The following is a 12463-nucleotide window of genomic DNA, read 5'->3' as shown; positions in this document are numbered from 1 at the left end:
GTGAGCGAGAAAACTGGCGGGCAGGGCGCCCGCCAGAGGGAGTACGAAATTTTGTTTGAGAACGCTTATTTCAGGTCATCGACCATGGCGATAGCGCGGCCAATATAGTTGGCTGGCGTCATCGCTTTCAGACGCGTTTTTTCCGCTTCAGGTAATTCCAGACCATCGATAAATGCCTGAATACCCGTCGCATCAATACGTTTGCCGCGTGTCAGTTCTTTCAGTTTCTCGTACGGTTTTTCAATCCCGTAGCGGCGCATCACGGTTTGAATCGGCTCTGCCAACACTTCCCAGTTGTGATCCAGTTCGTCAGCCAGACGATCGCGGTTCACTTCCAGTTTGCTGATGCCTTTCATCGTGGCCTGATACGCAATCAGTGCATAGCCCACACCCACGCCTAAGTTACGTAGCACGGTAGAGTCGGTGAGATCGCGCTGCCAGCGAGAAACCGGCAATTTGCTGGCCAGGTGCGCCAGTACGGCGTTCGACAGCCCCAGATTGCCTTCCGAGTTTTCGAAGTCAATCGGGTTAACCTTATGTGGCATGGTAGAGGAACCGATTTCGCCCGCAATGGTTTTTTGTTTGAAGTGATTCAGTGCGATGTAGCCCCAGATATCACGGTCAAAGTCGATCAAAATGGTGTTGAAACGTGCGATGCAGTCGAACAGCTCAGCGATGTAATCGTGCGGTTCGATCTGTGTGGTGTACGGGTTCCAGTTGATGCCCAGCGAGGTAACGAAACTTTCGCTGAACTGATGCCAGTCTACTTCCGGGTAAGCTGCCAGATGGGCATTATAGTTGCCGACAGCACCATTAATTTTGCCCAGAATCTCAACCTGTTGCAGCTGACGATATTGGCGCTCCATACGGTAAGCCACGTTAGCGAACTCTTTACCGATGGTGGATGGCGTGGCTGGCTGACCGTGTGTACGGGAAAGCAGCGGGATATCGCGGTATTCCTGTGCCAGCGTTTTCAGCGCATCAATAATCTGGCGCCAGTGCGGCAGGATGACGTCGCGGCGAGCGGTATCAAGCATGAGTGCGTGAGACAGGTTGTTGATGTCTTCTGAGGTACAGGCGAAGTGGATGAATTCGTTAACGGCATGCAGTGCTGGAATAGCAGCGACTTTCTCTTTCAGAAAATACTCAACGGCTTTCACATCGTGGTTGGTCGTACGCTCGATCGTTTTAATGCGGGCCGCATCTTCTTCGCTAAATTCGGCGACAATTTTATCAAGGAAAGCGTTTGCGTCAGCGTCAAATGCAGGAACTTCCTGGATCTCTGCACAGGCTGCCAGTTTTTGCAACCAACGTACTTCAACCTGCACACGGAATTTCAGCAAACCGAATTCGCTGAAAATGGTGCGCAATGTGCTGACTTTATCGCCGTAGCGTCCATCAATAGGGGAAACGGCGGTCAGTGAGGATAATTCCATCGCAAGCAACTCCTGAGATTGGTTTCAATAACAATTATTTTCAAGAACAATTGGTTTTAAGAACACGTAGTTTCGATAATAACGAGTTTCAACAACTGACTGATTTTGAACCAGCCAGTTTTAGTACTAAATCGAGTATTGCAACGCTGGCCTTAATCACACCAGCGTCAGCTATAACGGCAAGAATACCATCAAACGGATGGGCAACGCGCCAATATCTGTTTCGCTTCTTTGACCAGTTGACTGCGTGAGAACATCAATTGTAAGCGCCCACCACCAATCTGTTGCCAGAGCACCGTAGAACGGATACCGGCCAGCAGCGCGGCACGGACTTTAGCTTGCACCTGGCTGTTTTTCAGCACTTCTGGTGAGCCAGTAACCTGAATACGTGGCCCCAGCGTACTGATGACATCCACGTAAATCGCGGCGAGCGCGCTAACAATCGTTTCGGAAAGCAGCTCAAAATGCTCCAGTTGGCGTTCCAACTGCCCGATGCGCTTACCTAATTCGTCAAGCGCAGCAGATTTCGCATTCAGCTTGCGTTCTAGCGCGATCAGACTGAAGGTATAGCGCGATAATTCTGCACCCGCGCCTTTGTTACTGCTGGTATTCAGAATACCCAATAGCGTTTCCAGCCCAACCTTCAGGTTTTGCTCGTCATTGCCGTAAACGGCCAACGTGGATGCCGGATTGAGGTTCAACACGCTGTTCAGCGAGGTATGCAGCACATCGTTATTACAGTTTCCCGTGTGGGCCAACTGCTGAACTAAATGTGCTGATTGGCAAATGCCTGCGAGCGCCAGCGTGATTTCATAATAATTCTTAGCCACGGTTACTCCTGTAAGCGTTCTTCGATGATGCCGCCGCCAAGGCAAACGTCGTCCAGGTAAAAGACAGCGGATTGGCCCGGAGTGACGGCAGCGACGGGCTCATCAAAACGCACGGTAATGCGATCGTCGCCAAGTGGGGTGACGGTGCAGGGAATATCCGCCTGACGGTAACGGGTTTTCACCGTGCAGCGTAATTCAGCGGTCAGCGGTTGGCGATCGACCCAGTGTAACTGCTGTGCGATTAAGCCGTACGACATCAGGCGAGGGTGTTCGTGACCCTGCGCGACATACAGAATATTGTTGGCTACATCTTTATCCACCACGTACCAAGGATCTTCGCCGCCGTCTTTGACGCCGCCAATCCCCAGTCCTTTGCGCTGCCCTAGCGTGTGGTACATCAGTCCCTGATGTTGTCCCATCGGTTTATTGTCGTCGACGGACAGAATCGGGCCGGGCTGTGCGGGAAGGTAACGCGCCAGAAAATCGGTGAATTTACGTTCGCCGATGAAGCAAATACCCGTAGAGTCTTTCTTCTTCGCGGTAGCCAGTTCAAGTTCTTCGGCGATCTTGCGCACCTGTGGCTTTTCCAGTTCGCCGACGGGGAACAGACTTTGTGCAATCTGTTCATGGCTCAGCGTATAAAGAAAATAGCTCTGGTCTTTGTTGCCATCCATGCCGCGCAGCAAACGGCTTTTGCCGTCAACGTCGTGACGACGGACATAGTGGCCTGTCGCGATATAGTCCGCCCCGAGATCCTCGGCAGCGAACTCCAGGAAGGCTTTGAATTTGATTTCTTTATTGCACAGGATATCGGGATTGGGGGTGCGGCCCGCTTTATATTCTTCAAGGAAGAGTTCAAAAACGTTATCCCAATATTCCGCGGCAAAATTGACGGTATGTAATTCGATACCCAGTTTGTCGCAAACGGCCTGTGCATCAGCAAGGTCAGTGGCCGCTGAGCAATATTCCGTGTCGTCATCCTCTTCCCAGTTCTTCATGAACAGGCCTTCAACATGATAGCCCTGTTGCTGTAACAGGTAAGCGGAAACGGAGGAATCAACACCGCCGGACATACCGACAATCACTTTTTTCTGGCTGTTATCTGACATGGGAGTCTCACGAACTGAAATTTACTGGCGCATTGATGCGAAAAACAAGCGGCATATTTTAGCATGTTGAACCGAGGGCTGCATCGCTATTCCTGCCGCGTGGTGGTTAGCTCACGCGTGGCAGGAATGGCAAGATGTCTAAAAAGGCCAGTTAAACGCGCCCAATACGGTTAACGGATAGCGTTCTGGCTGCTGATAGCAGCGAATACTTTCGGCCACTAGCGGTGAACGAAGCTGACGAGAATGCAGAATTTCTTCGGCGGTCACCCAGCGACAGCATTCGATGTCGCTGTCGTGCGGTTGGGTGTCGACCCGCTGAGGCAGATCGAGCGCGAAGCAAAAGCGTAAAAACGGTGTGTTATCTGGGGCAATCCATTGATGCAGACGCAAGAAACTGTGTGGCGCTGCCTGAATGCCGGTCTCTTCCCATAGCTCACGGCTCGCCGCCTGAATCAGCGTCTCGTCGGCTTCCAAATGGCCCGCGGGTTGGTTCCACAATAATTTGTCGTTAATTAACTCTTCGACGACCAGAAAATGGTTCTCGGCCTGTACCACACAGGCAACCGTTACATGGGGTTTAAACATCCGCTATCTCCTTCCATTCTCCGGGTAACAGGTTTTCTACGGTTTGATTGGCCATGCCGTATCGAATCAGACGCAGGGTAGGATACCCGATATTCGCCGTCATACGACGGACTTGCCGATTACGACCTTCATACAGCGTAATTTTTAGCCAGCAGTCAGGAATGCTTTTACGTTCGCGTATCGGAGGATTACGTAGCCACAGCCAGTCAGGTTCCGGCACGATCTCCGCGCCTGCAGGCAGCGTTTTACCGTCATTCAGTTCCAAACCGGTACGAAAGCGCGTCAGTGCGGCCTCATCAGGAATGCCTTCAACTTGAACATAGTAGATTTTGGCCGTTTTTTTCGTCGGCTGAGTTAGCCGTGCCTGAAGCTTGCCGTCATTGGTGAGAATCATCAGGCCTTCGCTGTCGCGATCCAGACGTCCAGCGGCATAAATGCTGCTAATCGGAATGTAATCTTTCAGCGTGCTACGCCCGGCTTCATCAGTGAATTGCGGCAAGACATCGAAGGGCTTGTTGAACAAAACAATCCGGCGCGGCGTATTCTCAGGCTGCCTTTTTCTTGCTGGCTGTGAGCTGAATCGTTTAACTTTGTGATTTTTAACAGGGAATTTATTCATCATCTTTATAGTCGCGGATAACAAAAGCATTATACTCGAAATGGTTTGCGATTGGCGCGGGCTAAATATTCAAGTAGTATTGACACGCATCTTACAAGTCATTAACAAAATTGCGCTCGAAGGAGAGGTTAATGGAAAGCAAAGTAGTTGTACCGACAGAAGGTCAGAAAATCACGGTTGATGTTCAAGGCAAACTGGTTGTTCCGAACAATCCGGTTATCCCGTTTATCGAAGGTGACGGCATTGGTATCGATGTAACGCCAGCCATGATCAACGTAGTGGACGCCGCCGTGAAAAAAGCCTATCAGGGCAAGCGCGCGATTTCCTGGATGGAGATCTACACAGGTGAGAAATCCACGCAAGTTTACGGTAAAGATGTCTGGCTGCCAGATGAAACGCTGGATCTGATCCGTGAATATCGTGTGGCGATTAAGGGCCCGCTGACAACGCCAGTCGGCGGTGGCATTCGTTCTCTGAACGTTGCACTGCGCCAACAGCTGGATCTGTATGTTTGCCTGCGTCCGGTACGCTACTACGAAGGTACACCTAGCCCAGTTAAACAGCCTGAACTGACTGACATGGTGATCTTCCGCGAAAACGCCGAAGACATCTATGCAGGTATTGAGTGGAAAGCGGGTTCTGCTGAAGCAGACAAAGTGATCAAATTCCTGCGTGAAGAAATGGGCGTTAGCAAAATCCGTTTCCCTGAGCAGTGTGGCATCGGCGTGAAGCCGTGTTCCGAAGAAGGTACCAAACGTTTGGTTCGCGCTGCGATCGAATACGCGATTACCAACGACCGTGATTCCCTCACGCTGGTACACAAAGGCAACATCATGAAATTCACCGAAGGCGCGTTTAAAGACTGGGGTTACCAGTTAGCGCGTGAAGAATTCGGCGGTGAACTGATTGATGGCGGTCCGTGGGTGAAGATCAAGAACCCGAACACGGGCAAAGAGATCGTTGTAAAAGACGTGATCGCCGATGCATTCCTGCAACAAATTCTGCTGCGTCCTGCTGAATATGACGTGATCGCCTGTATGAACCTGAACGGTGACTACATTTCTGATGCGCTGGCAGCACAGGTTGGCGGTATCGGTATTGCTCCGGGCGCAAACATCGGTGACGAATGTGCACTGTTTGAAGCCACGCACGGTACCGCACCGAAATATGCTGGTCAGGATAAAGTGAACCCAGGTTCCGTTATTCTGTCTGCTGAAATGATGTTACGTCACCTGCAATGGTTCGAAGCGGCTGACCTGATTGTTAAAGGCGTTGAAGGCGCGATCAAGAACAAGACCGTGACTTACGATTTCGAACGTCTGATGGAAGGCGCTACGCTGCGTAAATGTAGCGAGTTCGCGCAAGACATCATCGATAATATGTAATCTGCAGTTAAGCGCAGATGACTATCAGGGGCCGATTTGGCCCCTTAATTTTTCCCTCAGATTCCTTTCCCCAAAACTATCCTATTTTGTATTCATCACCGTTGGCCTAATTATCCTTTACGGGTGACCAATGCCCTGTGAACCGGGGATGAGCTGGAAGTACATCTGTTCTGGAATCGGGCTGTCCCAGCCTCCCGTATACATTGCGAAACCGATTATGCCGAAAAGGATGCCGAGCACGAGTACAGTCATCGCAATACCGGACAGTGCGGTTTGTCGCCATAGCGGTTTGGCTGCGTCACTGTCTTTTTCCTGCGATCCTGAAGGCTGAATCAGTGAGAAATGGAGCGTCGATGCCACCGGACAGGATTCGACGCAGGTCATGCAGGCTGTGCATTCTGCGGTTCTCACCTGAATTAGCTTATCCACTGGAATGTTAGAGGGACAGGCCTTCGCACATTTGCCGCAATCGATACAACTGGTGGTGTTGCGGCGGATCTTGAAGGGGGACAGCAGCGAAAATACGCCCAAGAGCGCACCATAAGGACATAGGTAGCGACACCAAAAATGACGGACAAACAGGCTGGCAAGCATAAAGAGAAAAATACAGACCAGCGTGACGGTGCCGATATTGCGGAAAAAACCGAGCATTTTGACGTCAGCGATCAGACCGTAAGGTGACATCAGAAACATATAAATGCCCTGCGCTGGCATTGATAAGGCGATGTAGAGGAAAAAACTCAATAATAGATATTTTAGGCTACGTAGCGGAATGTCCAGCCATCTTGGAAGAATGAAGTGGCGGCCAAACATTTTTTTCCCCAATGCACCTACCCACTCGGAAATCGTGCCGATAGGGCAGAGCCAGGAGCAGAACGATTTTTTCAGCAACAGGCTGGTGAGAATAAATGCGAGAAGTAATAGCATTGATGCAAGGTGGATAGGGGGGGAATTACCCGTTTCCCAGGTGAACTTAACGTTCATCAATCCTGCAATTGGCAGCCAGCCTTCGATACCGCCAGGCCTCGACATATAAAGCGTCGTGCCGCCAGTTTCAAAGTAACGTACCCAAAAATAGAAAGTGACGCCGATATAGACATTGACCGTCAGTAGCAGGATCTGTGTTGCTCTGCGCCAAGTCAGTGCGTTACGCCAGTCGTTCCAAGGACGTTTACCGCCGACGGTTCCGGGTCGGCGTTGCCACCGCTTTCTTACTTTCTCGCTCATTGCTTTCAATTGCCCCATTTATTTTTTTTCACTCGGCGTTTTCAACACGCCGAAGGGATCGTGGGGCAACGTTATCATGCTCTTAACGGTCAAAAATTGATTTGTGCATTACAAATGCATGTTTTTGAGGTTTTTAGCTGCTTGATTTGTATAAGAAGATAGGTAGTAACGTGAGCGACATTGCATATGTATTGAATGACTCAATATAGTGTTGGAGGGGTTTTTCTGAAAAAAAAACGGGGTGTTAGATATATAAAAATGATGGGCACGCAAGCGTACCCATTCTATTAATTACCTGGTGAAAATATAGTTGAATATATCTGTTATATTTAAAATTCCGTGCATTTCCTGAATCATCGAATAGAATGTCTTGTTGCATTCACTGCAACTTGAGTTTTTAATTAATTTTTAATTGAGGTTATAAGTTTTTTTTATTAAACTGTATTTTTATTTCTTTATTTAATTTCTGCGCGAAATTATAATTTATTATTCTTTATATTACGCTAGGTTTTTTTGCTTTTCCTGTAGCTCATCCTTTCTCATGGTTCTGACAATTTTATAAATCCATTGCAGTGAGACATTATATTTCTTCGCAAGAGCACTATGATTGCGCCCATCGAATTCTTCATATATTTGGAGATCCCGCTGAGAGGCACGCCAAGAAATCCCCATCGGGAAATAAACATTTTGTCCGCCCCATACGGTCATCATATGTTTGGCAACGGCATTGCCGACCAGTTCGGCGGTTTGTGGATCCAACTCAGTGACGTTTTTGACTGTATCGGCAACGTGTTGAGAAAGTTCGACCAGAAGCTCAGGGCCTTTACTGCGAAATTGTTGCTCAGTCATAAATCACCTTATCCTTAAAGAAAATAATTATTGCTTATGTGGGGATTTGTTCATTGCTATCTCTGGGATAGCAATCGCGTTACGTGTTCATTTAAAACTATAGTTGTTTTTGTGTCAACATCTTTAGTTTTAATTCGAGTTGTTTTTGGTTGTTAATGGAAGTGGGCGCAGTAACGCGATATGCAGACAAGAGGCCAACGAGCAGCAAAAAAAATCCCGCCATAGGGCGGGAAAGCAACACATAGACAGGAGGAATAACACAACATCAACAAGGGGTGATAAAACCATAACATGGTGATTGTATAAAACTGTTATGCGTGGGTAAGGTTATCTGGGAGAGGGTAAACGTTTTTGAAGTACGGAACAAAGCTGGTGTCCGCATTGGCTCACCGGCTTTGGTTAGATGAAAAACGCGATAGAGACGTAAGCGAAGAGCTATCTAAGCCGTGCTATAACAGTACCGAATACCAGAACACACGGCCGATGATTTCGACCTCGGATTCGTAGGCTTCTTCGTCAGCATCTCGGTTAAAGCTATGGATGACAAGGAGGCCGCCAGGCTTGCGGTAAAGTTGTTTGATTCGCTTGAGCTTATCGTTGCCACTGCCTTCCTGAGCAATGGCGTAGAGCTTTCCATCAATGATGCGTTTGTTGTTAGTATCAACTGCAACGGTGGTGCCATCCGGGATGATGGGTTCCATACTGTCACCCGCTGCCGGGAAACAAAGAACACCTGAACCGTCAGTATTTGCACCGACCTTACGCAGCGTGGCTTTGGAAAAACGGAGCTTAAAGCCGTTGTAATCCTCACTTTGAATGCGCCCGTCGCCGCATGCAAACTCAATATCCTTTAAAAAAGGCACTTCCACCTCGTCCTCTGATAGTTCTGTCGTGCTGTCCCAAGCGGATACGGTGCCCCATTTTGATGTTGGCGGAATGCTCGATTCCTGGAGTGATCGAACCACCCTGTCGCTACGCATTGGGCCTTCGCCATTTGCCAACCATTCAGGTCGAATATGTAGTGCATTGGAAAGCTCAACAATTTTGGTTGTCTGCGACGCTTTCCCCACCTCAATCTTCTGTATGGCGGCCTGAGATACACCAATCATGTCGCCAAGTGCTTTTTGGCTAAGCCCTTGTGCAGTCCTGGCGGTCTTTAATCGTTCTGCAAGTGTCGTTTTCATTCGTTCAATTTACAACCTAGGTTGTAATTTATCAAGTGGATATTAATCTTGTTTAAAAAAACCAAAGCTATGTATCGTTGGTGTGCGAAGGTCATCATAAATACAACCATAAAAACAATTTAAGTTGTTATTCCGCGAAGTGAAACCTGTGCGGATGTATGAGACAGCATCAAAATAATGCTATCGCCTGACTATCAAAAATTCTAATAAATGTCAGGCTGTCATAGTATCGTCTTATTCCATCTACTGATTTGACTTAAACATGTGTGTAGCTTGATCTAAATCACAATCTGACTGTATGCATTTTGCTCTTATGAAAATCCCGTTGTGGGAAATACAACCAATAAATTCGTTTCATTAAGCATGCGCATGACTGCGTGTCGCGGAGGATGTATGTCTGTAATTCGCACGTGTTTAAGTCTGTTTGGCGGTGATACGGTAATTGTCCGGTGTGCTAATACATTTGAAGTACAAATGAGTAATGGTGAACAGGAATCGATGACCGAAGAGAATAGTGCTACACAGGATTCTATTTTCCGTCATGCTGAAGGCGAAGTGTATTTAACCGTGCCTTATACAGGAACTTGGGATGTCGTTATTCGAGCAAAAAATGACACGCCTGAACACTCGATAACCTATTTTCCCGCCTGATAATCCCTTGGTTGGTTATATTCTGTTAATAACTTGATAATATATTGTCGTTATCCGGTAGTGAGTCTCTGAATATACCAACCTTCCCCTTTCTTTTCTGCCGGCATTGCTCAACGTTGTGAGTGCGTCGGTATCTTTCTATTTCGTTTTTCATCTATCATCTTAATTGATACGTCCATTTGTTATTATTAATGATTCTAAGGGATGATAGAGTCTGGATCTTTTGCCATACTCACACTCAGCCACCATGCGTCTTGGCTCTTGGCAAGAGAGGGAGCGTTGGTTTACTCATGCTGGCCTGTTGCTCTTGTCGTGCTCATTGCTGCAACATTTTGGATTTATAGCTAAATTTTGTCTAATCTGAACATTAATACGATGGGAGGGGGGAACCCATGAGCCGTGCCCCAATAAGCAAAGATGAAGACAAACGTCTTGCTGCTCTTCGTGAGTATGGCATTAAGAACGTATTATTTGACCCAGGTTTGAGTAACCTGATTAGCTTGGCCGCTAACATCTTTAGTGCGCCTATTGTTTTGGTATCGTTGGTAGAGGCTGAACGTCAACTGTTTGCCGCCAGCGTCGGGGTTCCTTTTTGTGAAACGTCTCGCGATATCTCTTTTTGTGCCCACACGATCCTAAAGAAAAAGATCATGGTGGTGCCTGATGCGCTCAACGATGCGCGTTTCAAAAATAACCCGCTGGTTGTAGGCATTCCCTACATTCGTTTTTACGCGGGCATCCCATTAATTACGCCGTCCGGACATGCTATTGGCACACTGTGCATTATCGATTTGAAGCCCAGAGCGACATTCACCAAGCGTGATGAGCACAATATGCAGGATCTGGCTTCATTGGTCATGGACAAGCTGGAAATGCGACGTCTTGAACTCGCGCGTAAAGCCAGTCAGATTCGTTTTGAAAATATCGCTAATACCTCACCTGATACGATTTTGTGTGTTAATGAGAAGGGGATGATTACCTTCTGGAATACCGCTGCGGAAAATATGCTGGGATACAGTGATGAGGATATTATTGGTCTCAATATTAATACCATTGTTCCTGATGCCTTTATCGTGCAGCTCAACCATTTAGTGACCGACCGTGATTCGCTGATGAAAGGTGTGACGTTGGAACTGAATGTGCAAGCTAAAAGCGGCAGCCTAGTACCGGTTGAATTGTCGGTTTCTATGTGGGAAGACAACGACAATGTTAGCTATGGTGCGATATTGCGTGACATCACAGAACGTCGCCGCAATGAAGAACGGCTGTTTTTGTTAGCGCACATGGATCCGCTTACGGGGTTGGCAAACCGGACATTATTAACATCCAATCTCGAAACCGCGCTAAAGAATGAACCTGCTGTCTGTATCATGATGGTCGATCTGGATGGATTTAAAGATGTTAATGACAGTCTGGGGCATTCCAGTGGCGATGATATTCTGGTGCACGTCGCTAAAAAAATAAAAGCGACGGTCCGTTCCGGCGATGTCGTGGCACGAATGGGCGGGGATGAGTTCGCACTGCTGTTTCCTGGCCTGAATGATAAAAGAGTCGCAGGAAAAATTGCCGAGCAAATTATTCATGAAATTTCTCAGGCGATGATTATTGACGATCACCAAATCAATATTAGTGCCAGTATTGGCGCAGTGCTGTATCCCGACTATGGATTGACGGTGCAAGATCTCTTGACCAGCGCCGATTTAGCGCTGTACCAAGCGAAGTCCGAAGGTCGAAATTGTTACCGTTTTTTCACGCGTGAGCTGCTTGAGGTGTTTCAAGCCAAGCATGCTTTTCAGCTCGAATTTGTGCGGGCTTACGAGCAGCATGAATTTGAAATGTTCTATCAGCCACAGGTAAAACTGGCGACAAATGAGATTGTTGGTGCGGAAGCACTGCTGCGTTGGCGTCACCCTGAAAGAGGATTGCTTGGCCCAGCCGCATTCCTCACCGCACTGGAAAATGGCCCGTGGGCGGAGCGAGTCGGCGATTGGATCGTAGAAACAGCATGTAAGCAGGCCGCAGAGTGGTGTCAGGCTAGCGACAAATATTTTCGTATCAGCATTAACCTTTTCAGTGCGCAGTTTCGTACCGGCCTTTTGGCGCAGAAAATTATGGATACCCTCACTCGAACAGGGTTGGAACCCAGCTCGCTGGAACTGGAGATTACAGAAAACATCATCCTGCGTTACGACGAGAATATGATGCAACCGTTAAAGACGCTGCGGGAAGCGGGAATCGGCATCGCATTTGACGATTATGGAACGGGCTATGCCTCTCTCAGCATGCTTAAAAACTACCCAGTGACTCGATTGAAGATCGATCAAACCTTTGTCAGAACCATGTGCGAATCTCCGCCGGATGCGGCGATTGTCAGGGCGATCTTGTATCTTGGAAAAAGTTTTGGCCTGGGTGTGATTGCCGAGGGTGTGGAAACATTAGAGCAGAGCGAGCGACTACGTGGCAAGGGGTGTGAGGAGGCGCAGGGATATCTGTTTGGGCATCCGATGCCTGCGGAGGAGTTCACTCAGCTACTGAAATTGAATAAGCCGATAGACGTGTAAATGGTCGTACTGTGCCAATCTTCCTTA

Annotated in this window: 11 protein-coding genes; 3 read left to right on the top strand and 8 right to left on the bottom strand. The window is 48.1% G+C overall.

The genetic code is table 11. The features are described from left to right. Nucleotides 1-65 precede the first annotated feature (65 nt). The 5 genes from purB to rluE all read right to left on the bottom strand — a co-directional run bounded on the left by purB (nt 66) and on the right by rluE (nt 4609). Nucleotides 66-1436, bottom strand: coding sequence for an adenylosuccinate lyase (gene purB / locus DUT67_RS11770; RefSeq protein WP_048260383.1), 1371 nt, complete (start codon nt 1434-1436; stop codon nt 66-68). A gap of 191 nt (nt 1437-1627) precedes the next feature. Next, on the bottom strand, nt 1628-2266 hold the full coding sequence (gene hflD, locus DUT67_RS11765) for a high frequency lysogenization protein HflD (protein WP_011093994.1): 639 nt from the start codon (nt 2264-2266) through the stop codon (nt 1628-1630). A gap of 2 nt (nt 2267-2268) precedes the next feature. Further along, a complete protein-coding gene (mnmA, locus tag DUT67_RS11760) occupies nt 2269-3375 on the bottom strand; it encodes a tRNA 2-thiouridine(34) synthase MnmA (RefSeq protein WP_010275749.1) in 1107 nt (368 codons plus the stop codon). 138 nt (nt 3376-3513) lie between these two features. Beyond that, nucleotides 3514-3960 carry an NUDIX hydrolase gene (locus DUT67_RS11755; RefSeq protein WP_113625871.1) on the bottom strand — a complete coding sequence of 149 codons (447 nt, stop codon included), beginning with the start codon at nt 3958-3960 and terminating at the stop codon, nt 3514-3516. After that, nucleotides 3953-4609 (bottom strand): 23S rRNA pseudouridine(2457) synthase RluE, encoded by a 657-nt coding sequence (gene rluE / locus DUT67_RS11750; protein WP_113625872.1) that lies wholly within the window; start codon nt 4607-4609, stop codon nt 3953-3955. The genes DUT67_RS11755 and rluE overlap by 8 nt, the downstream gene beginning before the upstream one ends. A 101-nt stretch (nt 4610-4710) precedes the next feature. Here rluE and icd point away from each other — a divergent pair, with 101 nt between their 5' ends. Continuing rightward, nucleotides 4711-5964, top strand: coding sequence for an NADP-dependent isocitrate dehydrogenase (gene icd / locus DUT67_RS11745; protein WP_113625873.1), 1254 nt, complete (start codon nt 4711-4713; stop codon nt 5962-5964). Between the two features lie 117 nt (nt 5965-6081). On the opposite strand, the gene DUT67_RS11740 is transcribed toward icd, so the two are convergent. The 3 genes from DUT67_RS11740 to DUT67_RS11730 all read right to left on the bottom strand — a co-directional run bounded on the left by DUT67_RS11740 (nt 6082) and on the right by DUT67_RS11730 (nt 9224). Next, on the bottom strand, nt 6082-7191 hold the full coding sequence (locus tag DUT67_RS11740) for a 4Fe-4S binding protein (RefSeq protein ID WP_113625874.1): 1110 nt from the start codon (nt 7189-7191) through the stop codon (nt 6082-6084). 498 nt (nt 7192-7689) lie between these two features. Beyond that, nucleotides 7690-8040 carry a Mor transcription activator family protein gene (locus DUT67_RS11735; protein ID WP_113625875.1) on the bottom strand — a complete coding sequence of 117 codons (351 nt, stop codon included), beginning with the start codon at nt 8038-8040 and terminating at the stop codon, nt 7690-7692. Nucleotides 8041-8489: 449 nt separating this feature from the next. After that, nucleotides 8490-9224: a helix-turn-helix transcriptional regulator gene (locus DUT67_RS11730; protein WP_048260370.1), complete on the bottom strand. Its 735-nt coding sequence runs from the start codon at nt 9222-9224 to the stop codon at nt 8490-8492. Nucleotides 9225-9617: 393 nt separating this feature from the next. On the opposite strand from DUT67_RS11730, the gene DUT67_RS11725 reads away from it, so the two are divergent. Beyond that, nucleotides 9618-9875: a hypothetical protein gene (locus DUT67_RS11725; RefSeq protein WP_048260367.1), complete on the top strand. Its 258-nt coding sequence runs from the start codon at nt 9618-9620 to the stop codon at nt 9873-9875. A 392-nt stretch (nt 9876-10267) separates the two neighbouring features. Then, nucleotides 10268-12436 carry an EAL domain-containing protein gene (locus DUT67_RS11720; RefSeq protein WP_113625876.1) on the top strand — a complete coding sequence of 723 codons (2169 nt, stop codon included), beginning with the start codon at nt 10268-10270 and terminating at the stop codon, nt 12434-12436. Nucleotides 12437-12463: the final 27 nt, after the last annotated feature.

The organism is Pectobacterium peruviense, assembly GCF_003312355.2.
In the GTDB taxonomy this organism is placed as follows: Bacteria; Pseudomonadota; Gammaproteobacteria; order Enterobacterales; family Enterobacteriaceae; genus Pectobacterium; species Pectobacterium peruviense.
Note: the sequence above shows the minus strand (reverse complement) of the source record. Positions and strands in the feature narration are given on the sequence as shown.

Excerpts from the sequence above, each read along its gene's own strand:
- purB (WP_048260383.1), bottom strand. The coding sequence starts at position 1,436 with ATGGAATTATCCTCACTGACCGCCGTTTCCCCTATTGATGGACGCTAC.
- mnmA (WP_010275749.1), bottom strand. The coding sequence starts at position 3,375 with ATGTCAGATAACAGCCAGAAAAAAGTGATTGTCGGTATGTCCGGCGGT.
- DUT67_RS11755 (WP_113625871.1), bottom strand. The coding sequence starts at position 3,960 with ATGTTTAAACCCCATGTAACGGTTGCCTGTGTGGTACAGGCCGAGAAC.
- rluE (WP_113625872.1), bottom strand. The coding sequence starts at position 4,609 with ATGCTTTTGTTATCCGCGACTATAAAGATGATGAATAAATTCCCTGTT.
- icd (WP_113625873.1), top strand. The coding sequence starts at position 4,711 with ATGGAAAGCAAAGTAGTTGTACCGACAGAAGGTCAGAAAATCACGGTT.
- DUT67_RS11740 (WP_113625874.1), bottom strand. The coding sequence starts at position 7,191 with ATGAGCGAGAAAGTAAGAAAGCGGTGGCAACGCCGACCCGGAACCGTC.
- DUT67_RS11735 (WP_113625875.1), bottom strand. The coding sequence starts at position 8,040 with ATGACTGAGCAACAATTTCGCAGTAAAGGCCCTGAGCTTCTGGTCGAA.
- DUT67_RS11730 (WP_048260370.1), bottom strand. The coding sequence starts at position 9,224 with ATGAAAACGACACTTGCAGAACGATTAAAGACCGCCAGGACTGCACAA.
- DUT67_RS11725 (WP_048260367.1), top strand. The coding sequence starts at position 9,618 with ATGTCTGTAATTCGCACGTGTTTAAGTCTGTTTGGCGGTGATACGGTA.
- DUT67_RS11720 (WP_113625876.1), top strand. The coding sequence starts at position 10,268 with ATGAGCCGTGCCCCAATAAGCAAAGATGAAGACAAACGTCTTGCTGCT.